This window comes from Methanolacinia paynteri, assembly GCF_000784355.1.
Lineage (GTDB): Archaea > Halobacteriota > Methanomicrobia > Methanomicrobiales > Methanomicrobiaceae > Methanolacinia > Methanolacinia paynteri.
In genome coordinates this window covers 14,066-35,216 of record NZ_AXDV01000013.1, presented here as the reverse complement: position 1 = coordinate 35,216, position 21,151 = coordinate 14,066, and the positions used below count along the sequence as shown (strand labels likewise).

Annotated in this window: 22 protein-coding genes; 12 read left to right on the top strand and 10 right to left on the bottom strand. The window is 46.7% G+C overall.

Going from position 1 to position 21,151, the window contains the following annotated elements; translation table 11 throughout:
- Positions 1-353: 353 nt before the first annotated feature.
- Together METPAY_RS01225 and METPAY_RS01220 are read right to left on the bottom strand one after the other, a co-directional pair.
- Positions 354-1,466 (bottom strand): coiled-coil domain-containing protein, encoded by a 1,113-nt coding sequence (locus tag METPAY_RS01225; protein WP_048148406.1) that lies wholly within the window; start codon positions 1,464-1,466, stop codon positions 354-356.
- A gap of 22 nt (positions 1,467-1,488) precedes the next feature.
- Positions 1,489-2,664, bottom strand: coding sequence for a tubulin/FtsZ family protein (locus METPAY_RS01220; RefSeq protein ID WP_048148415.1), 1,176 nt, complete (start codon positions 2,662-2,664; stop codon positions 1,489-1,491).
- Between the two features lie 237 nt (positions 2,665-2,901).
- On the opposite strand from METPAY_RS01220, the gene METPAY_RS01215 reads away from it, so the two are divergent.
- The 8 genes from METPAY_RS01215 (at position 2,902) to ndk (ending at position 9,280) form a co-directional block, all read left to right on the top strand.
- A complete protein-coding gene (locus tag METPAY_RS01215) occupies positions 2,902-4,140 on the top strand; it encodes an NAD(P)/FAD-dependent oxidoreductase (protein WP_084600641.1) in 1,239 nt (412 codons plus the stop codon).
- Positions 4,137-4,853: a dolichyl-phosphate beta-glucosyltransferase gene (locus METPAY_RS01210; RefSeq protein WP_048148404.1), complete on the top strand. Its 717-nt coding sequence runs from the start codon at positions 4,137-4,139 to the stop codon at positions 4,851-4,853. The genes METPAY_RS01215 and METPAY_RS01210 overlap by 4 nt, the downstream gene beginning before the upstream one ends.
- A complete protein-coding gene (locus tag METPAY_RS01205) occupies positions 4,837-5,802 on the top strand; it encodes a lysylphosphatidylglycerol synthase transmembrane domain-containing protein (RefSeq protein WP_048148402.1) in 966 nt (321 codons plus the stop codon). Before METPAY_RS01210 ends, METPAY_RS01205 begins: the two co-directional genes overlap by 17 nt.
- Complete coding sequence (locus METPAY_RS01200; protein ID WP_048148401.1) at positions 5,799-7,829, top strand: DUF2298 domain-containing protein; 2,031 nt, start codon at positions 5,799-5,801, stop codon at positions 7,827-7,829. The genes METPAY_RS01205 and METPAY_RS01200 overlap by 4 nt, the downstream gene beginning before the upstream one ends.
- Before the next feature lie 214 nt (positions 7,830-8,043).
- Positions 8,044-8,412: a 50S ribosomal protein L7Ae gene (gene rpl7ae, locus METPAY_RS01195; RefSeq protein ID WP_013330029.1), complete on the top strand. Its 369-nt coding sequence runs from the start codon at positions 8,044-8,046 to the stop codon at positions 8,410-8,412.
- Between the two features lie 11 nt (positions 8,413-8,423).
- Complete coding sequence (locus METPAY_RS01190; RefSeq protein WP_013330030.1) at positions 8,424-8,630, top strand: 30S ribosomal protein S28e; 207 nt, start codon at positions 8,424-8,426, stop codon at positions 8,628-8,630.
- A gap of 2 nt (positions 8,631-8,632) precedes the next feature.
- Positions 8,633-8,824, top strand: coding sequence for a 50S ribosomal protein L24e (locus METPAY_RS01185; RefSeq protein ID WP_048148400.1), 192 nt, complete (start codon positions 8,633-8,635; stop codon positions 8,822-8,824).
- A gap of 6 nt (positions 8,825-8,830) precedes the next feature.
- Entirely contained in the window at positions 8,831-9,280 is a 450-nt protein-coding gene (gene ndk, locus METPAY_RS01180; RefSeq protein ID WP_048148399.1) for a nucleoside-diphosphate kinase, read from the top strand.
- A 476-nt stretch (positions 9,281-9,756) separates the two neighbouring features.
- Here the strand turns inward: ndk and METPAY_RS01175 are convergent, their stop codons facing one another.
- The 5 genes from METPAY_RS01175 to METPAY_RS01155 all read right to left on the bottom strand — a co-directional run bounded on the left by METPAY_RS01175 (position 9,757) and on the right by METPAY_RS01155 (position 13,214).
- Positions 9,757-11,217 carry a TrkH family potassium uptake protein gene (locus METPAY_RS01175; protein WP_048148398.1) on the bottom strand — a complete coding sequence of 487 codons (1,461 nt, stop codon included), beginning with the start codon at positions 11,215-11,217 and terminating at the stop codon, positions 9,757-9,759.
- Between the two features lie 74 nt (positions 11,218-11,291).
- Entirely contained in the window at positions 11,292-11,672 is a 381-nt protein-coding gene (locus tag METPAY_RS01170) for a desulfoferrodoxin (protein ID WP_048148397.1), read from the bottom strand.
- 16 nt (positions 11,673-11,688) lie between these two features.
- On the bottom strand, positions 11,689-12,873 hold the full coding sequence (locus tag METPAY_RS01165) for an FprA family A-type flavoprotein (protein WP_048148396.1): 1,185 nt from the start codon (positions 12,871-12,873) through the stop codon (positions 11,689-11,691).
- Positions 12,874-12,883: 10 nt separating this feature from the next.
- Complete coding sequence (locus METPAY_RS01160) at positions 12,884-13,045, bottom strand: rubredoxin (protein WP_048148394.1); 162 nt, start codon at positions 13,043-13,045, stop codon at positions 12,884-12,886.
- Between the two features lie 4 nt (positions 13,046-13,049).
- A complete protein-coding gene (locus METPAY_RS01155) occupies positions 13,050-13,214 on the bottom strand; it encodes a rubredoxin (protein ID WP_013330037.1) in 165 nt (54 codons plus the stop codon).
- Positions 13,215-13,388: 174 nt separating this feature from the next.
- On the opposite strand from METPAY_RS01155, the gene METPAY_RS01150 reads away from it, so the two are divergent.
- Positions 13,389-13,604, top strand: a complete 216-nt coding sequence (locus METPAY_RS01150; RefSeq protein ID WP_048148392.1) for a hypothetical protein — start codon at positions 13,389-13,391, stop codon at positions 13,602-13,604.
- A gap of 241 nt (positions 13,605-13,845) precedes the next feature.
- Here the strand turns inward: METPAY_RS01150 and METPAY_RS01145 are convergent, their stop codons facing one another.
- Genes METPAY_RS01145 through METPAY_RS01135 form a run of 3 tightly spaced genes read right to left on the bottom strand, consistent with a single transcriptional unit; the run spans position 13,846 to position 17,166 of the window.
- Positions 13,846-15,864, bottom strand: a complete 2,019-nt coding sequence (locus tag METPAY_RS01145) for a DEAD/DEAH box helicase (protein WP_048148391.1) — start codon at positions 15,862-15,864, stop codon at positions 13,846-13,848.
- A complete protein-coding gene (locus METPAY_RS01140; RefSeq protein WP_048148389.1) occupies positions 15,861-16,670 on the bottom strand; it encodes a DUF7839 domain-containing protein in 810 nt (269 codons plus the stop codon). The genes METPAY_RS01145 and METPAY_RS01140 overlap by 4 nt, the downstream gene beginning before the upstream one ends.
- Positions 16,651-17,166, bottom strand: a complete 516-nt coding sequence (locus tag METPAY_RS01135; RefSeq protein ID WP_048148388.1) for an ArsR family transcriptional regulator — start codon at positions 17,164-17,166, stop codon at positions 16,651-16,653. The genes METPAY_RS01140 and METPAY_RS01135 overlap by 20 nt, the downstream gene beginning before the upstream one ends.
- Before the next feature lie 173 nt (positions 17,167-17,339).
- Between METPAY_RS01135 and hypF the strand changes: the two genes are divergently transcribed.
- The 3 genes from hypF to pdxT all read left to right on the top strand — a co-directional run bounded on the left by hypF (position 17,340) and on the right by pdxT (position 21,120).
- On the top strand, positions 17,340-19,556 hold the full coding sequence (gene hypF, locus METPAY_RS01130; protein WP_048148386.1) for a carbamoyltransferase HypF: 2,217 nt from the start codon (positions 17,340-17,342) through the stop codon (positions 19,554-19,556).
- 75 nt (positions 19,557-19,631) lie between these two features.
- Positions 19,632-20,528 carry a pyridoxal 5'-phosphate synthase lyase subunit PdxS gene (gene pdxS, locus METPAY_RS01125; RefSeq protein ID WP_048148385.1) on the top strand — a complete coding sequence of 299 codons (897 nt, stop codon included), beginning with the start codon at positions 19,632-19,634 and terminating at the stop codon, positions 20,526-20,528.
- A complete protein-coding gene (pdxT, locus tag METPAY_RS01120) occupies positions 20,518-21,120 on the top strand; it encodes a pyridoxal 5'-phosphate synthase glutaminase subunit PdxT (protein WP_048148383.1) in 603 nt (200 codons plus the stop codon). The genes pdxS and pdxT overlap by 11 nt, the downstream gene beginning before the upstream one ends.
- Positions 21,121-21,151 lie beyond the last annotated feature (31 nt).

Genomic DNA, 21,151 nt, shown 5'->3' with positions numbered 1-21,151 from the left:
GAGGGTCATAGGGAGGGGGATCTCCCCCTCCCTTTCTATTTATAGTAAATATTTTTTAGAAGCAACCCTTGCGCAAGTTCGCTTCGCAGGCTCAGCGAACACGCCCTGACCCCAGGGCTTTGCGCTTGCGATAGCCCGGCCTTTTGACCGGGAGAGATTAACTATCTGGAACATACTCAGTTGTTGAGAGTTTTGAAACCGACAAAAATCCATTCTGGAGCAGGGGGGATGCCTGCCCCTCCCTGAATCTTAAAATAGTGACTAAAAGTCATTGAAAAAAATTCAGAATATCACAATTTTCAAAGCTGATCGAAAAATAAAATAAAAATAAAAGAGTAATTTGAAAAATTAAATTATCCTAATTCATCCCAGGATGTGGCTCTTGTATATACGAGATAACCTACTACAGCCAATACAACGATGATTATTCCTATAATGATGAAAGTGAAGGATCCGAAATCAGGGAAGAAGCCTTTTGAAACCTCTGCGTAAACCTCTTCTGCATATGTGAGTGCTTCCGAAGCTTTTGAATTTGCAGTTTCGGCAAGGGTGTAAGCCTGGGTGTAGCTGGCATCATTAAAGAGCGTTTTTGCAGAATTTAGTGAAGATTGCGCAGATTCGATCTTTGTCTCAATGTTTATTACCCTTGCATCATTTCCCATGCTCCGGTTGTTCTTAAAATCTGTAAGGTAGAAATCTACACTGTCAAGCGTTTCCTGGGCATCATTGATTGCCATCTGCGCCCATGCCTGATTCAAAAGAACTTCTCCTTCATTAATAAGGTTCTGGGCCTCTGTCAAGAGTTCATTTGCTTCATCATATGAAGCTGTTTTGGAGTTCTTTATATCAGCCGCTGCTTCATTGTATTTTGTCTGCGCAGCAGAAACATCAACTCCTGCATTCAGCTTGGACTGTATCTGATCGTTAAAATCAGCAAGATCATCATCAAGGATATCCTGGAGTTTATCGATATCATCAGGATTCAGCACAGTCCTCTCAACAGGATCCGCAGCCCCGGAAGTGTATTCATTTCCATCTTCATCTGTCTGGATAATCTGGAAGAAGATCATATCTCCCGTACTTGAGACATCAGGAACAGTAGCAGTAAGGGTATAGCTTATAATGATTGTATTATCAGAAGGATAATTCAGTTCCCATCCACTGATGCTGAGAGGATTCTTTGATGACTCCATTTCGTTGCCGTGACCATTTATCTTTATTTCATATGTCCACTCAGGGTCCTTAAGTGCAGTATAAGCTTTTAAAGTATCCTCATCAGGAAATGTATAATCCCCACTGTCTGTCAGTTTTACATCTGCAGTAATGGTTACTTCATCACCCGGGGTATAAGAAGTCTTATCCGGGAGAATTTTTACCGTAGGTGCCTCATAGTTCACCGCGCTTGCTGACTGGACAATTACAAGAGAGAACAATAAAATTAAGAAAAAGATATATTTGACTTTCATTTTTAATCCTTACCTCACTATATTATTCGAACAACGGATCGATTCCTTCTCCGTCATCAAACATTGTTACACGTCTTTCTTTTGACTTTATCACGTCTTCCTTGGTTTCTTTTGCAATTTCAAGAAGTTCACGGATTCTCGGTGCATCTCCGATTGTTGCGAGCACGACCACTGCCGCAACTTTCGAACTTTCAAGCGGATAGTCTCCACCACGAACTTCAACACCTGCAATATTCTCTTCTACCCAGGACTTAGATTTTTCAACCCCTTTCCTGTCCATCTCGCCCGGAGGACCTGCAATAAGGACGAGAGCCCTCTCTGCAGTAGTATAATCGCATGGAAGCGTAAGTCGTCCGAGCATAGCTCTCCTGACAAGCCCGATAATCTTTGCCGATTTATCTTCTCCTGTAAGGACTTCCTCAGTATTCTCCTTCTTTTTGACGGATAATCCGCCCAGGAGGCCTTTTTTCTGCTTTACGCTCTGCGTGACCTTGTCGCTTATAGCATACCCTACACTGCTAACGCCACCGCCACGAAGGGTGTTAATAACCTCACTGGAATCGACGACCATCTCGCCCACTCCGCTTCTGCCGACTTCTCCTGCGCGGAAAAGTACCCCGAAACGTCTGACGATTTCATCATTCAGGCGTTCATAAGCAGATTTGACACTCTCACCCTCATTCTTCCAGGCACTGTTGTCGAATATAAATGTATTATCCGCTTCATTAACAAGTGTTGACAGACTTCTTGCTGCGTTATAAGAGTAGAGACGTCCTTCTTCAGGAGCAGGGAGTATACCGACAGCGTAGACAGGCTCACGGTATATTCTCTTAAGATGACGACACAGAACGGGAGAGCCACCAGAACCGGTACCTCCTCCTAATCCTGCTACGACAATAAATGCATCGATATCATGGGTTCCCCGTGAATCGATTGTATTGATTATACTGTCTATCTCATCGGCAGTAATCTTTGCTCCCGTAACGTTGTCTGTACCGACACCGTGACCTTTTACGACCGTTTGCCCGATAAGAATGCGATCTCTCAATTCAATATTTTTGAGACCCATCAGATCGGTTCTTGCAGTATTAACTGCAATTCCTCTGAAACTACGAACCGGCGCTTTTTTATCCTGTTCTATAAACATATCCACTATTTTGCCGCCGGCCTGTCCAAATCCAATGAAAAAGACTCTCATGTAATTATACACCATCCAGTGGAGTGAAGATCAATTGTACCTTTTCTTCAGGATATAAGAATGTATTTCTCCTTTACTTCAAAAACTTTCTTATCAACCCAATTTTTACATCCACTTATTGATTATTAATTAAACCGCTTACGGTAAATAATATTTGATTAATCCAGAAATTGTCATGCTATAAAGACAATCTCACATCAATAAATAATAAAAAAAACAACATTGTCATGATAATAATTGAAAAATATAAATATCTGCATCATCGGTTCAGGTCTTGCGGGCCTTTCAGCGGCATATTACCTGAAAGATAAATATAATATCGAAATATTTGAGAAAAGAGAGAAGATCGGCGGCTGTTTATCATCCTCAAAAACAAAAAAAGGGTACGTTGAGGATTTTTATCACCACTTTTTTGAGGGTGACAGTCTGCTTATTTCCCTGATAGAAGAACTCAGCCTCAAAGAAGAAATTGAATGGCTGAAGGGAAGCACAGGGTATCATGTAAACGGCAAAAACGAGCCCCTGACAACAATTCCGGAGATTATCAGATATCCATATATGACATTTTTTGAAAAATTCAGGCTTGGGACGCTTACACTCAGGGCAGGAAAATACGACATTGAAAAGCTCGACGACATAACCGCAAAAGATTTTATAGAGAAAGAATGCGGAAAAGGGGTCTATAATTCATTCTTTGAACCCCTGTTGAGGAGCAAATCGGGTGAATACAGCGACAAAGTTTCGGCCGCATGGCTGATCTCAAGGATCGCAATAAGATCCAACAGGAAAAGCGGAGGCGAAAAACTTGGATACCTCAGAAACGGATTTGAATCACTTTTAAAGTCGCTGGAAAAGGAGATTTTGGATTCCAGGTGTAAGATTCATACAAATACTCCTGCAGAAGCAATAACAAAAAGCGAAAATGGATGGCTTGTGAACGGGAAAGAATTTGATCTTGTAATCAACACCATAAACCCAAAAAAATTCTGCCAGTTGGGCGGTCCAAATATCGGGGAATTCATCTACCAGGGAGCAGCCTGTATGACGCTGGGCCTGAAAAGAGATGTCCTTAACGGACTATACTGGGTCAACATGAAAGACAAAGCCCCTTACGGAGCGGTAATAGGCCATACAAACTTCGTCCCTTACGAAAGATACGATGAGCATATAGTATATCTTGCCTCCTATTTCTCAGGCAAACCCCAAAAAGGGCTTCAGGAACAGATGCTTTCGGACTTTAAAACAAGATTTTCCTTAAAAGACGACGAAATTCTCTGGAAAAGGATTTTCATAGAAGAGGACGCAGGCCCGGTTTATATGACAGGATACAGGTCAAAGATCCCCGGGTATTGCATCGACGGGATCTATTACGCAGGCATGTTCTCGGAAGCCAACTATCCTGAAAGGAGTATGGAGGGATCCATCGCCGCAGGAAAAAAAGTTGCAGGTATGATCTCGGAGGCTTATTCCAGATGAGTGAGGTAGAAGTTTCAGCCGTAATACCTGTCTTCAACGACAAAATATCGCTTGAAAAAGCAATCCCTGAGTCTCTCAGCACTCTTGAAAAAATAACAGATTCATTCGAACTGATCGTCGCAGAGGACGGAAGTACGGACGGAAGCAGGGAGCTTGTCGAAGAGTGGGAAAAGAAAGATTCGCGTGTTCGGCTCTTTCATAGCGACGAGAGGCTTGGAAGGGGCAGGGCCCTGAACCGGGCTTTTGAATACTCAAAAGGAAAAATTCTCTGCTATTATGATGTCGATCTTGCCACGGATATGGCATATCTCCCTCAACTGAGAGATGAGATAAGAAAGGGGGCGGCTGTTTCCACCGGATCCAGGCTTATGCCCGGTAGCGATATAAAAAGATCCACAGACCGTGAGATTGCAAGCAGAGGATACAATTTCCTTGTAAGACTCTTTTTAGGGAGCAGACTGCACGATCACCAGTGCGGATTCAAAGGATTCAACAAAGAGATATTGATGAAGATACTGCCCGACATATCCTCCACCCACTGGTTCTGGGATACAGAGATTCTTGTCAGGGCACAAAAAGCAGGATACCAGGTAGCCGAATTCCCGGTAGTCTGGAATACCGGCAGCAAGACGACAGTAAAGTTCAAGGACATCTTCTCTATGGGCACCAGTATTCTTAAGCTTTGGTGGAGAATCAATGTTAAAAAGGCTTAGTGCAATTCTGATTCCATCATTAATTGCAGTGGCGATTATCGGCTACATGCTGTACAGTGTATGGGATAATCTTCTGACCGCCATACAAAACGCAATTCCCTCATATCTGATCGTAGCAATAGCAATCTGCATCGGTGCATGGTTCATCCGGGGGTGGAGATACAAATACATTCTTGAAAAACTCGAGATCCAGGTAAGCCTGATGCTGTCCACGGCCTGCATATATGTCTCCCAGACAGCCAACCTGATCATTCCTGCACGGCTCGGGGATCTCGTCCGCCTCTTTATCCTGAAGCACGAAGTGAACGCAAGTTATTCCAAAGGTCTTTCGTCACTTGTTATCGAGAGATTCTTCGATATAGCAACAGTTGCCATTCTTGGTGTCGTAACAATACCCTTTATTCTGAATGTCCCCGAATGGTTCTCAACCGTCCTGATGGTAGTCCTTCTTGCATGCGGAGGATTTATCGTATTCCTTGTCATCTGCGGGAAGATCGAATCGAAGAACAAATACATAACAATGGGTCTGAAACTTTTTGACGACGTCAAAAAGGCATCTCTTACAATTACCGCACTCCTGATTTTAGGGGTAGTTTCAGTTGTTATCTGGCTAACGGACAGCATAATCTGCTGGATTATCGCACTTATGTTCCAGCAGCAGATACCAATTTTAATTGTAATTCTTGCAATAGTTATCGGAAACCTCGTCAAGGCCGTCCCAATCACCCCCGGGGGTATGGGAACATACGAGGCTGCGGTAGCGATTACTCTCCAGCTTGGCGGAGTGGAACCTGTCACTGCTGTTTTGATCGCAATCATCGATCATCTCGTGAAAAATCTGGTAACCCTTGTAGGCGGGGTCATTTCCCTGTATATGTTCGGGGACTGGGCGGTCGAACTGATGAAGAAGGCCTTTTCAAGAGGACTTGATAAGGGGGAGATTATCTGATCGTAATCGAGCAGATCACAGCTGTAATAATATGGCTGCTGATCCTGAAGTTTATTCAGATCTCAATATTTCCTGCTATAAAGAGAGGTTTCGGAGATTATGGCTACGGGATTTCATATCCAATATCCCTGCTTTTTTTTGCAATAATCTCATGGTACTGCGGACTTACAGGAATCCCGATTTATATTTCGCTCGTTCCTTTCATCATACTGGCACTGTTCTATCTTAAAACAGGGGAATACCGGCCTGAAAATTTCGGCGAGTGGAAGCAATGGGATCTTCTCTTTATAATCCTCTTCATATTCATGCTTGAGGTAAGATTCCTTAATCCCTCCATATCATATGCAGAGAAGTTCATGGATCATGCGTTCCTTGCTTCGATCATAAACAATCCGGTCGTTCCCCCGGTTGATCCGTGGTTTTCCGGCGGAGACCTGAACATGTATTACTATATGGGCCACTGGATGATTGGTGCGCTCGGGTACATAGCAGGAATAAAATCCACGATCGTCTTCAACCTGGTGCTTCCGACTGTATTTGCCAATACCGGAATTGCCCTTTACGCATCAGGCAAACTTCTGTTGAAGAAATACCAGTGGCTCCCCGTTGTAATCCTCTTCCTCGTAAATCCCGCATTCATATGGTATGCATTAAACCTCCAGGGGCTTAACTCCGTCATGTGGGACAGCACAAGGACGATTGAGAATGCAATAACGGAATACCCCTTATTCTCAATGCTATGGGGAGATCCGCATGCGCATGTGATATCGTTTTTCAACCAGGCACTCCTGATATTCATCCTTGTATATGCATATGTCAAATGGAATGAGACAAGCGAGACCGGCAGGAAGAAACTGATTCTTGCAGGAGCACTGAGTCTCGGAACGATGCCCCTGATAAATACATGGGACATCCTCCTATATGCTCCGCTGACACTCGTATTTGCAGGACTCACCTGGATTAAATCCATAAAAGAAGATTGCACATCAGGTGCATGGAGGCTTTTCTTCATTATGCCCCTATATGCGGTTCTTTTCTACCTCCCGTATTATTTCATGCTTAATTCAGCAGGTGTTGAAGGAATCGGGTTAGTTCATACTCCAACTGAACCGCTCCCGTTCCTTCTGGTATACGGCATATTTCTTCTCGTCTTTTATGCCGAATGCATCAAAGATCTCAGGAAGAGACCGTATCTCCTCCTGATACTGATCCCGTTCATCCTGACCGGATATACAGGTGCAGGACTTGTTCTCCTTCCGGCGGTCTGCCTGCTTATAAGAAGGACACTCCTTCCGGAAGAGATTCTCTCTGCTGCCGGACTCCTGATATTAATGCTGACAGAGACAATCTATCTCATCGACAATATGGGAGATGTCTACTACCGGATGAATACGGTTTTCAAGTTCTCTCTTGTAGCCTGGTTCCTGATGGGAACTGGAGGAGCAGTATTTGTCGGGAAATGGCTTTCGGGCAGAACGAAAACAGAAAAACCGAATGAACAGGCGGATCCTGAAAAACTGAAAAAAAGAAATATCACACTCCTTGTTGCATTGCTGATAGCTTTCTCGATTCCCGTCATGCTCCCGGACCTCAACTACGGCTACGGGGGAAAGACACTTGACGGGATGGCATGGCTGGAAAACTCCCATCCGTATGATTACGATGCAATATCATACATCAGAGAGAATACGGAGGATCTTGATTCGGCTGTAATACTTGAGGCGGAGGGAGGAGATTATACATACTATTCCAGAGTCTCGTCGATGACAGGAATACCTGCGGTTATCGGACAGCCCTTCCATGAACAGATGTGGAGGGGATACGACTCAGATGTAGGGTACAGGATGCAGGACGTCAGGCTGATATATGAAAATCCTGATGATTTTGACAGTTTAACTGAGAAATACAATATTACTCACATCTATGTCGGGGATTCAGAGAACGAGGCATACGATGTGAACCTGCCGGTAGAAAATCTGAGCATTTATTATCAAAATGAAAATGTTACGATCTACAGCATTCCATAAAAACAAGCGTGAACAAAATTTTCTGCCCTTTTTTTTCTTATCCCACTGGTCCGGCTGCCGGACGAAAAATCAAAATTCGAAAACCTTTATCCATCCACATGACTAAATAATATAGCTACATCGTAAACTGATGAGTGATGAAGGAGTAACTCAACACATATTCCGGAAAGGTCATTTCGCCTGTTCCGGTTCTTGCTCCTGAATGAGGTGAGTTATGTCAAAAGTATACGTAAAATTTGAAGTTCCAGATGAGATCCAGAACAAAGCTCTCGAAGTTCTCGAGATTTCAAGGGACACCGGAAAGATCAAAAAAGGATCGAACGAAGTAACAAAAGCTGTTGAAAGAGGAGTCGCCCAGCTCGTCCTTATCGGCGGAGACGTCGAGCCCGAGGAGATTGTAATGCACATCCCAGCACTCTGCGACGAGAAGCAGTGTGCATATGTCATTATCAACCAGCAGAACGATGTCGGAGCAGCAAGCGGTCTTGACGTGGGATCGGCAGCAGCCGCGATCGTCAAACCCGGAAAGGCAAAAGAACTCCTTGACGAAGTTGTCGGACAGATCTCCGAACTCAGGCAGTGAGGTGAATACCGATGGCAGATGCAACGCCTGCGGAAGTTATTGAGGTAATAGGATCAACGGGCATGCATGGGGAGGCCCAGCAGGTCAAGTGCCGAATCCTCGATGGCTCCAACAAGGGAAGAATTATTACAAGGAACACCGTAGGACCTATCCGCGAAGGTGACGTGCTCATGCTCCTTGAAACAGAGCGTGAAGCCAAGAAACTCTCGAGGCGCTAAAAATGGTGGACACATATACCTGCACATTCTGCGGGGAGAAGATCGAGCCTGGAACAGGAAAGATGTACGTCAGGAAGGACGGCACAATCTTCTATTTCTGCAGCCAGAAGTGCCAGAACAACTACCGCCTCGGCAGGGTCCCGCGCCGCGTAGAGTGGACGGAAGCAGGACGCAAGGCTCTCGGAAAGGAGTGATCTGTAATGGATCGCACCTTCCTTATGGTAAAGCCCGACGGTGTCCAGAGAGGACTTATTGGTGAGATCGTCGCCCGTCTCGAGAACAAAGGTCTCAAGATGGTCGCGGCAAAGTTCGAAAAACTTCCTGAAGAACGTGTCATGGAGCACTACGCGGAACATGTAAACAAACCGTTCTTCCCGGGACTCAAATCATACATAACAAGCGGACCGTGCTTCCTCATGGTATGGGAAGGAAAGAACGTAGTCTCGATTACAAGGCAGATGATCGGTGCGACAAACCCGGCAGAAGCCGCACCCGGTACAATCCGCGGGGACTATGCTCTTGAGATCGGAATGAACGTAATTCACGGCTCCGACTCCAACGAAACCGCAGAGAGAGAGATCGCGATTCACTTCAAACCTGAGGAGATCTCAGGATACGAGAGAATCGACGAGAAATTCCTCTACGAATAATTTTTTTTGTTTTTTACTTTTTCTGATTTTAAATTTTAATTTGCAATAATTTCCAATTTCTTTCTATTCGCACTTTTCAAGGGAGGGGGAACAGGTCTCCCTCCCTGTTACCCTCCCCCTGATCGCGATAAGTCGCACTCGGGGATGGACAAGCATCCCCTCATGCTCCAGATAAACACACTCAGTCAATTCATTAAAACCGGGTCAGATCCAAAAAAGTAAATCACTTAGTCGAGGTAACCGAGAGCGCTTCGCCTTTTAGAAATAAAGAAGTTCAATTCAATCCCAGATTATCATTCTCCCCGGCTGAGGCTACCCGTGCGGGTAGCGTCCAGGCCGGGTTATCACCATTGCGAAAGTTCGCGGAGCCTGCGGAGCGAGACTCTCGCATCGGGCTGCCCCGAAGGGGCTTACGCCCTTTAGAAACCTCAGTAATTTCAATGAATGAGCTTATGCCCAATCAAATCACAAAAAAATCACTTCTCAAAGCCCCTTATCAGGCCCATGAAGAATACGATCACCGGCAGAACCTCAAGCCTGCCAATCCACATCACGAAGATGAAGACAACCTTGCTGAAAGGCGTCAGATCACTGTTGACAAAACCGGTGCTTATACCGTTGTTACACGTCGCAGAGACGATCTCGAATATTACGTTGCTCGTGTCGACCATGGGGGATTCGAAATGCATGATGATTATAGCCGAAAAGAAGACCACTATAAAATAAAGTAGTATTATCAGCATATTGCGGGAGACTTCCGCCTCAGCTTCGGCTTTCGGGACGATCCTGCCGCTGTACCTGAACGGTACCACAGCCTTGCCGCTTACGAATATCCTCTTAAACCACCATACGATACCCCTGTATGCAAGAGCAACCCTTGATAATTTTATACCGCCGGCCGTACTTCCTGATGAGCCGCCGATAAACAGGAGGAAAACCAGGAAAAGAACTGAAACAGGGGCCCATGTATCAGGAGAAGAAACCTGAAAACCTGTACTTGTGACTCCCGCCACCGCCATGAATATACCCTGCCGGACTGCATCGATACTCTCAAGGCCGTTAAACATGATCAAATCCGATGTTATCACAATAAATCCCAAAATAATCAGGAAGAACAGTATCCACGGCTGTTCATCGTGATAAAAACTCAGCTTCCTCTTATAATACGAGAGGTAGTAAATCTTGAACGGAAGAGCACCGGCTATCATCACCGGAATTATCAGCATCTCCAGGAGCGGGTTGTTGTAGTATGGTATCCCTGCAGTATGAACGGAAAATCCCCCTGTTGCAATCGCGACCATTGCAATATTCACAGCATCCCAGATCGGAACTCCCGAGATCAAGATCAGGAGAACAGATACAAAGGTGAGGATCAGGTAGATCTTCCACATGTTGAGACCCTGCTCGACTATGCTCGGCATGAAGGCCTCTGAACGGCCCTCCGAGCGGTAGAATCTCGAAGGATTCATCCCTGTCCTCGAAAGCATTACTATGGTAAATGCTACGATACCCAGACCTCCAAGCCACTGCATAAGGGAGCGCCAGAAAAGGAGCGTATAAGGGACTGCATCAACATCCGAAATCATCGTAAGGCCGGTATCCGTCCAGCCCGACATCGCCTCAAAGACTGCATCCAGGTACGGCATCCCAAGACCCAAAGTGAACGGAACGGCACCCACAAGAGCACATACAATCCATATGAGAGCTACTGAGAATAGGGCCTGACTGAGTTTTGCCTCACGCTTGTTTTCCGGGAACTGAAGCATGAGAGTGCCGAGCAGGAAAAGGATCAACGGCACCATTGCCATAGGAATAATCATATTCCATTCCCCGTAAATCAGCGCAACGATGATAGGGATACATGTCCCGATGGATATAAACCGGAAAACATTCCCGAGATCGTCAGCAATTATAGAGAATTGCGCAAGGCGATTCATTGCAATACCTAAGGTATACTCAAATCCGTAATATCCTTTTTGATTTCAGGAGCAAAATCCCCGACAAAAAAAAGTTATTTTTCGTTAGACCAGAACTCATGAATATTGCAGTACTCAAATGCCTTTACACCGGTATTTGAGGTTGGGAACTCTGCAACAGGTTGATCGCCGGGCTTCAGGCACTTTGCCATAAACATATCACCGTCGAGCACCGCAATCCATTCGATGTGATGCTCTTCGGTCATCGGGTGGATCGTCGAACCGACGGTCACCTTGATTCCGCCCGCGGATTTCTCAATGATCGGAACATGCTTTTCCGTCTTGAAATCCGCCGTTTTAGCCTCAAGAAGACGCATATCCTGGTCACAGCATACAAGCTTTCCTTCTCCGGGGCTTGTGATCATAATTACTTTTCCGCATTTGTCGCATTTGTATAATACTGGCATTCCTGTCATTTTACTAACCTCTTTATCAAACGATTTTCTCGTCTTTATGCTTCTTTAAGATTTCGTCTGCAAGATCTTCAAGGGACTTATAAACTTCCTCCGAAGGAAGCCCCTTGATATATACAGGTTCGAACATCTCGGCTTCAAGCTTGTTCATAATATTCGCAAGATCCTTTAAGGTCTTCCCGCCCCACCCATATGAACCGATTATACCGGCAAATTTAGCCCTCGGTTTCAGCATATTTGCAATAAACGCAATGTTCGCAATCTTAGGGTGAGGACCCGTCAGCACCGTAGGAGTAGCGATAATGATGGTGGCCGCATCCACGAGATCCATTGCAAGCTGACCTGTATCCGCTCTCCCGACATCATAAGGCCTTACACCGATATTACGCCTGATCAGTGCTTCGGTGAGATACATCACCATCTTCTTCGTACTGCCGTGCATCGAGATATACGGAATTATTACCTTGTTTTTCAGATCGCCGGTACACCATTCCGTGTAAAGATCAAGAATATAGGCGGGATCGTCGTAACAGGGACCGTGGCTCGGTGCGATAACGGAGATCTCGTAACCGGAAAGGCGCTCGATGTACTCCGTTACCTTTGGCCTGAAAGGCATCATGATCTCTGCGAAATAACGCTTCGCAAGAAGAGTATGACGGCACTTCTCCGCCACAAAGAGATCGCTGCACGCATAATGGGCCCCAAAAAGATCGCAGGAGAAAAGGACTTTATCCTCGCGGACATACGTCATCATCGTATCAGGCCAGTGGACCCACGGGGTAATCATGAACTCCAAGGTCTTGTCTCCAAGTGACAATGTATCCCCGTCTTCAACAACCTGGATCCTGAATTTCGGGATCTGGTGAAGAACCTCCAGGAGGTCCGCACCTCTCGCGGACGTAATGATCTTAACTCCCGGGAAAAGCTCGAGGAAGACCATGAGCGCACCCGAATGGTCCTGTTCGGTATGATTGACGATAATATAATCGATTCCGTCGACTCCCGAGCGGGCCAGATTCGTTATGAACTCCTCCTCGAATTCGGCATCCACCGCATCTACCAGTGCAGTCTTTTCGCTGCCTTTCACAAGATATGAACTGTACGTCGTTCCTTCGGGAAGAGGCAACAGTTCATCGAAGACCTGTCTGTCCCAGTCTATAACGCCGACTGAATAAATTCCTTGCCTGATCTCTCTAACTGTCATATCAATTCACTTAATCTATTTTAAAAAACGCAGACTTCGCCGCCCCGCATACCGGACATTTCCAGTCGGCGGGAACATCGGAAAAATCCGTATCCTTGTCTACACCTACATCTCCTTTCTTTGAATCATATACATGCCCGCATATGGAGCATTTCATTTTGGTTTCAGCCATCTTTTTAAATCTCCATGGCTACAAACATATTCTTTTTAGCACCGCATCTCGGGCATACCCACGTATCGGGGAGATCTTCAAACGCTGTTCCCTTTGAAATTCCCGACTCATGGTCACCTACCTCGGGGTTATATACATATCCGCATTTTTTGCATTTCCAAACTTTCATCGTTATTCTCCTCTTTAATAGCGGTCATTTCCTGACCGTAATCAGGATAATCATTTGGAGAGAATAAATATCTTTGTGATGGGGACAGTTTCATGAAGAATTTGAAGTCCAAAAAGAGACGGTCGCCACTATAAAACAAAACCACTAAATACAACACAGAAGGAAAGAAGGTATATGGCATCACCGATACTGGCAGTAATACTGTCGTTTTTCATACCCGGACTCGGGCAGTTTTATACAGGACAATTTTTAAAAGCGCTTTTATTGTTCGTTCTTGCAGTAATCTTAGGATTTCTCTCATTAATGACCTTTGGAGTAATCATCTTATACCTGATAATATGGATCTACAGTATGTACGATGCATACAAATCCGCCCAGGAACAAGGATAATCGGACTTTTTTTTAAATAATTTTTTCAGGCGCTTACTTCCCGCGTACATCCACTCCCGGAGACAGTAGAGATTTTTTTTGGAGGAAGTTGTTCAGTACGCGTGATGATCTTACCGCGTCTCTCCGTTCAGGGGATACTTGTCTATCCCCTGAACATCACCACAGATAGGCCCTGAGGTTGCCAACAATACACCTGATAAAAATATATTTCCAGACACAAAAGAAAAATCCACAAAAGAAGTTATTTTTGATTCTTCTCAGGTTCATCGCATTCGATCTCTGCAAGAATCTCCAGCGGGTCGTCTGAAACCGTTATGAGCGAGAGGATCTTGTCATACGTATTTATCCCTATGAAATGCTCTGCCATAACCCTGGCAGCAGGGGACATAACGACTTGGTTACCGCTCACCTTAATGAAATTCCTTTTCTTTAGTACAGGCAGGATATCGATCATCTCTCCAACCATCGATGCACAGATCCGCTCGAGATTGTCAATATCTCCGCCGCATACGACAGAGTTCGCAACCAGTTCTTCGGAAGACTCCTCGTCATTGTAAACCGGGGACACCTCCTCCATCTCCCCCTTCAGGAGATTTATGGCAACCTCTTCTTCCGTCAGTTTCGAATCACGCGAATACGACGCACCAGGCTCAGCAAGAACTACAACCTTACCCATATCATGAAAATCTGGCCTCCCTGCACGGCCCATCATCTGGGAAAACTCCTGAACAGTCAGCCATTCAATTCCCATCGCAAGCGAATCGAAGATCACCTGGGAAGCAGGAAAGTCCACACCGGCCGCAAGAGCCGCCGTAGTCACCACAGCCGAGAGCTCGCCCTTCTCGAATTTTGTCTCGACCTCGCGCCTCTCTTTTGCAGTCAGACCTGCATGGTACGCCGCAGCCTTTCCTTCGCCTATTGCGTCCGCAATATCATGGCAGCGCGAACGGGAGAATGTAAAGACAATTGTCTGCCCTCGAAAACCTTTCGAAGACTTAGTCTTGTACTCGGTCGACACCATTCTTTTGATGAGTTTTATTTTCTCTCCCCTGTTGACGAATATCAGGTGCCTTTCAAGTGGAACCGGCCGCTCCATATACTCAACAAGACTTGAGTTGAGTTTTTCTGCAAGCAGGTGCGGGAACCCTATGGTTGCACTGAGATAGAGGAACTGGGCATGGGGAGCAACGAACTTCAGCCTCGATATAAGACCGTCAAGCCTGTGCCCTCTTTCGGGCTCCTCAAGGTTCTGGACTTCGTCTATAACCACTGTCCCGATCTTTCCGAGGGTCCTGCCGCACCTGAGCATATAATCCACGCCCTCGTATGTCCCGACAATTATCGCGGAGTCCATGCTGCGGTTCGCTTTCACACGTGTCTCGGGAATGTTGAGCCTCGAAACCCCGGTCTTCAGCGAGACATCAAGAAATCCGTATTTTTTCGTGAAGCGTGAATATTTCTGGTTGGCAAGGGCCACAAGCGGAACGAGAAAGAGAGTATTCCCCCTGTTCTCCAGAAAATTCTTCACGCCTGCCATCTCCCCGATGAAAGTCTTTCCGCTCGCAGTAGCAGCCACGATAAGCTGATCCTTTCCTTCCAGCAGTCCGGCTTCAACCGACAGCTGCTGGACCGGCATCAGGTTCTCGACACCGCAATGCTCTTTGAAACGCTTGGGTAGAGGCAGGTCCTTTATCGCAGAAGTTTTCCTTATCTCGTGCGCCTCGAGCCTGTCGAACAGAGTCTTCGACATGTCGAGGCGATCGGGCTGGACCATTCCGAGGACCCTGTTTAAGTCCATATACAGTTCAAGAAGCTTTTCAAGATGAGCGGACGAGAGCGCACCGGTTCCGCCGAGATACCCCAGCTCCCTCCTGAGTTCCTTCTTTGCACAGTCCAGGCAGATCTTCTCTCTGCCATATCTAACAGAATTCTTATTCTTCAGCGGAGTGATCCGGTCTTCGATAAGGCATGTCCGGCAGGCGTTTAAATATTTGAACGGAATCTGGAGATCTGATAAAAAAGATTCAAAATTTTTATCGCCGACAGTCATGTAGATATTCGATCTTCGAAGCGCCGAGATCAACTCTTTTGAAGGGATATTTTTATACTGCCGCTTTTCAACAGGTTTATATTTATAATTCTTCGGCCGGAATCCTTTTCCGGTCCTGACAATCTCAACTATACCCGATCCGGCAACCAGATTCCGGTCGTAAAAAAAGATCTTATATGATCCTCTCTGGGGATTTACGACAAGTCTCATGAGGATACGAAATCGTACATTTTGTATGCCAGTTCTGAAGTTTCTATCCTCTTAAGAAAGTCCGTAAACTCCTCATCAACAATAACTATTGCACATTCGAGGCCATGAAACGCAGCATCGATCACAGCGTCGCCGGCACCGAAGAATGCGTCAGCCTTAAATCCCGCCTTTCCCACGGCGATATACGATTCAATCCCTACAACACCAATAAAACCGGCATCGTTAAGCACTTCTTTCAATTTTTCATATGATACAGAATCCGACCCGCCTCTCTGGATCCGCGGGATCTTGCATATATGAACAGTGCCTTTTTTCAGGTCGATTATCCCTTTTACATCTATAACGCCCACATCGGCGCCTTTCACCGCATTATTCTCTGCATTACCGACCGCAGACTGATCGCTGTGGGACGCATACAGAAGACCGTCTCTCATAAAGAGACCGACAGAATCTCCCTTTTTTATTTCACAATCGGCAATCGCAGTCCATACGGAGACCTGCTGAATTATATCACGTGTTACATGCTTTGCATATGACTGCAATGCCTCTGCATTGGCTAAGACCCACTCGACCCCTTTATACGTGATCTTGTAGCTGCCCCTGCCCTGTGAATATACCATGCCGTCGTCGACAAGATCACGGATATAGTCAGATACAGCCTGCGGTGTTATACCAAGCTTTTCCGCGATCTCCTGCTGCCGGACGGACGGCTGGTTCTCTGCAATATCCACGAGGATCTGAAATTTTGTTGATTCTCTCTTGCTTCTCAGTATGATATATAACGGATCATTCTCCAGGTTTCTCAACGAATACCAGCCCCTGTCCTTTTACATCGAGGTTCGGAAGACGCTTTGCAAGCCCCTTGATGAAAACCGGACTGACATTATGATTTCTTGCCAGATCATTTAATGACTTGTTGCCTCCGCGAACTTCTTTTTCAATTACATCTACAATATCTCTCAACTTCTCATCAGTCGATACTGACGCATGGATCAGATCACCGAGGTCGTCCATTGTACACTGAAAGTTCGCCCTGAACCTGCTGTATGTTGTCTTATATTCTTTCTGCGGCTTATCTCCCGGCTTGGGCATCCGCCACTGTTCTTCTATGAGGTTTCCTTTCTTCAGCAGTGCAAGACAACCGGTAACCTGCTCAGGTTCAATATCCTCAGAAAGCTCTTTTTCTGTCATCCAGTTTTTACTGAGCCTGTCATAGATTAACTTATACTCAGGGTTATTGAATGTTATCAGAAGAGGAACGAGATCAATTGGATCGTTTACGATTCTTATATGTCCTGTCAAAGCAAAAACCCATTTAATTATTAGTCATATAAAAAAATAAAACTTGTTTATAAAAAAATGGTACCGGACATACATGAAAAACCAGAAAATAATGACATTTTCATTAGATTTATCCGTTTTGAGGGTTTAAATCATCATATAGTTTGTGATAATACTGCATCCCGGTTTTTTTCATGCGTAAAAGTGGTCAGATAATAATAAGGGGAATAGTACAGGGAGTGGGTTTCAGGCCCTTCGTGTACTCGGAGGCAGAAAAATACGGAATCAGGGGTTCGGTGAAAAATCTCGGAAGTGAAGTCAGGATCATTGCATTCGGAGATCATTTCGATGAATTCCTCAAATCTGTTTCAAAAGGGACCATCCTTTCAAGGATAGATTCAGTCGAGGTACTGGATCCTGAAGAAAATGCAGATCATCACCCCCGGGATTTCAGGATTGTCGAAAGCGGAACAGGAGAACTCACCGGATTTATCCCGCCGGATGTCGCCATCTGTGACGAATGTGTAAAGGATATCTTTGAAAAAGACGGCAGGTACGAGAATTACTGGGCGACGTCATGTGTCAACTGCGGCCCACGATACAGCATCATCAGGGAGATCCCATATGACAGGGAAAGAACGACGATGAACGACTTCCCCTGCTGCCCTGAATGCGAAAGAGAATACTCCAGCCCGCGATCGCGGCGCCATCATGCACAGACCATAGCCTGCGAAAATTGCGGCCCCGCCCTCGAACTGCTTGACAAAAACGGCAAACATGTCGACACAGATGATCCCATAGTGAAGACCGCCGAACTTCTCGATGAAGGCCGGGTATTTGCGATCAGGGGAATTGGCGGTTATCATCTGGTCTGTATCGAGAGTTCAGCCCTGAAACTCAAGAAGTGCCTCGGAAGGACAGAGCAGCCGCTTGCGGTCATGGGCCTCTGGGATACCGTCGAAGACATCTGCGATGTCTCCCCGGAGGAGAAAGAGACCCTGTCCGGCCCGGAGCACCCGATTATGGTGCTTTATAAAAAAGATCCGGCATCGCATCCCGATATCTCAAACCTCAATACGCTCGGGTGCATGCTGCCTTACACGGGTTTTCACCACCTCCTCTTTTCGCACCTCAAAAACCCGCTGTTGATCATGACGAGCGCCAATTCTCCCGGAAATCCCATGATCACAGAAACGGGTGAGGCAGTAAAGAAACTGTCAGATTGTGTCGATTACTTCCTCTCCCATAACCGCCATATTCAAAACAGGTGTGACGATTCGGTTGTAAGAGAGGGCTATATCATCCGCCTGTCGAGAGGTTATGCACCGAAGAGGATCGGGATCGACCTCGGTTCAGCAGTAATTCTCGGGGTGGGCCCGGAACTGAATTCGAACGCGACAATATACAAGGGCGGATTCACGTATACGTCCCCCCACGTCGGAAATGTAAGGAACCCGCCGACACTCGGCTATCTCAGGGAAACTGTTGAAAAAATGGGAAGGATCATTGGGGCAGAATATGATTTTATCGCACACGATCTCCATCCACAGTTCCTCTCGACAAGGTACGCTAAAGAGATTGCCGAATCTAAGGGCCTTGAAACCGTGGCGGTTCAGCATCACCGCGCCCACATTGCGGCAGTAACCACCGAACCCTGTATAGGTATCGCGATCGACGGTGTCGGCTACGGTGACGACGGAAAGATCTGGGGCGGGGAGATCTTCGCAGGCGAAATCACCGATCTAAAAAGAGTAGGTCACCTGGAAACCGTTTTGATGCCCGGCGGTGACCTGGCCACCCGCTTCCCCGGGAGAATGTTATACGGAATAATGCAGTCGGACGAAGTCCTAGAACTCCTCTCAGCGAGAGGCTGGGGCGATATGGAACTCGGGGTTTTGAAGAAACAGGTTGAAAGGAGATTCAACGTGGCAGAGACCAGCAGTACCGGGAGAGTCCTCGATGCCGCTTCAGCCCTTCTCGACATCTGCCGCGAAAGAACATACGACGGGGAACCGGCGATGAAACTTGAATCGGTAGCCTCAGCCGGTAGATGTGAGTCATGGGACCTGGAATATACGAGCGATGAAGCGGGGATGGTTCTCTCGACAAGGGGCCTGCTTGAAACAGCACTTGAGAAATCAGGAACCATGAATATCCCCGATCTTGCTGCATCATTCCAGTACAATCTCGCCAGAGGAGTTGCACATATGGCTGTAATGGCTGCCGAGAAATACGGCCTCGAGGATGTCGCAGTCAGCGGCGGAGTGGCATACAACCATAATATCAGGACGACTATAATCGATGAGCTGAAGAAGAACAACCTGAAACCCCTCCTCAACAGGGAACTACCGCTGGGAGACGGATGCATCTCTTTCGGGCAGTGCGTCCTTGCAGGCCTTCTGATGAGATGAGCACCACACTCCCGCTTTTTTTCGCCGGCATTATGCAATTATATTATTGCTGATATTGGACAATATTACTACAGCATGAAACTTGAGGAATTACGTTTCGGAACAGAACTTATCAAGAGAGGTTTTGCTTCGATGCAGAAGGGCGGCGTAATAATGGACGTCGTTAATGCAGAACAGGCTGTAATTGCAGAAGAGGCAGGCGCAGTTGCGGTAATGGCCCTTGAGCGTGTTCCGGCAGATATAAGGAAGGCTGGCGGTGTCGCAAGGATGGCGGACACCGCAATAGTCGAAGAGATCATCGATGCGGTCACGATCCCGGTAATGGGAAAGGCAAGGATCGGCCATTTCGTCGAAGCGAGAGTGCTTGAGGCAATCGGCGTCGATATGATCGACGAGAGCGAGGTCCTCACACCAGCCGACGAGGAATTTCATATAGATAAAAAAGAGTTCACAGTTCCTTTCGTATGCGGCGCCAGGAATCTCGGGGAGGCCTGCAGGAGAATTGCAGAAGGGGCTGCAATGATCAGGACGAAAGGCGAAGCAGGCACAGGCAATGTTGTCGAGGCCGTCAGGCACATGAGATCGATTACGGGCGAGATCAGGATGCTCCAGGGAATGTCATCACAGGAGACTGCGGCTTATGCAAGAAGCATCGAAGCTCCTGTCGACATCGTCGCCGAATGTGCAAAACTGGGAAGACTTCCTGTAGTAAACTTTTCTGCGGGAGGCATTGCAACGCCCGCAGATGCCGCATTGATGATGCAGCTCGGTGCCGACGGCGTGTTTGTGGGATCGGGAATATTCAAGTCTGAAAAACCTTCAGTTATGGCCTCCGCAATCGTTCAGGCGGTTGATCACTTCACCGATGCTAAAGTCATCGCCGAAGTCAGCCGCGGCCTCGGAGATGCAATGCCCGGCCTCGATGTACACCTGTTAAGGGAAGACGAGGTGCTTTCCACCCGTGGAAATTAAGGCAGGAGTTCTTGCCCTCCAGGGAGACGTCAGTGAGCATCTTGATGCATTTGACCGAACCCTGGACTCTATAAAGGATATTGACGGTTATGAGGTCTTCGCCCTGAAAAGGCCGGAAGATGTCGAATCATGCCAGGCCATTGCAATACCGGGCGGAGAGTCGACCACAATATCGCGCCTGATCGACAGGAATAACCTGAGGGAGCCGTTAAAGACTTTCAGTGGAGGGATATTCGCCACCTGCGCCGGCATGGTGCTTTCTGCCTCGAGGATCGTCGATGATGATGACGTAAAGCCGTTATCCATAATGGATATCGAAGTGAGGCGGAACGCCTTCGGGAGGCAGAAGGACTCTTTCGAATCGGAAATACAGATAGAAGGCCTTTCGGAGCCGTTCAGGGCTGTCTTCATCCGGGCACCGGTTGCAGTCTCGGCAGGACCCGGGGTGAAAGTCATCGGAAAGATAGATGACGGGATCGTCGCAGCAATGCAGGGCAAAAATATGGTTCTTGCGTTTCACCCGGAACTGGGGGACGATCTCAGGCTTCACGAGCTTTTTATCAGGAACCTGATCGCGGAATTGAAGCTTTAGGATATTGTATAAAAATAAGGATTCCCTTGTT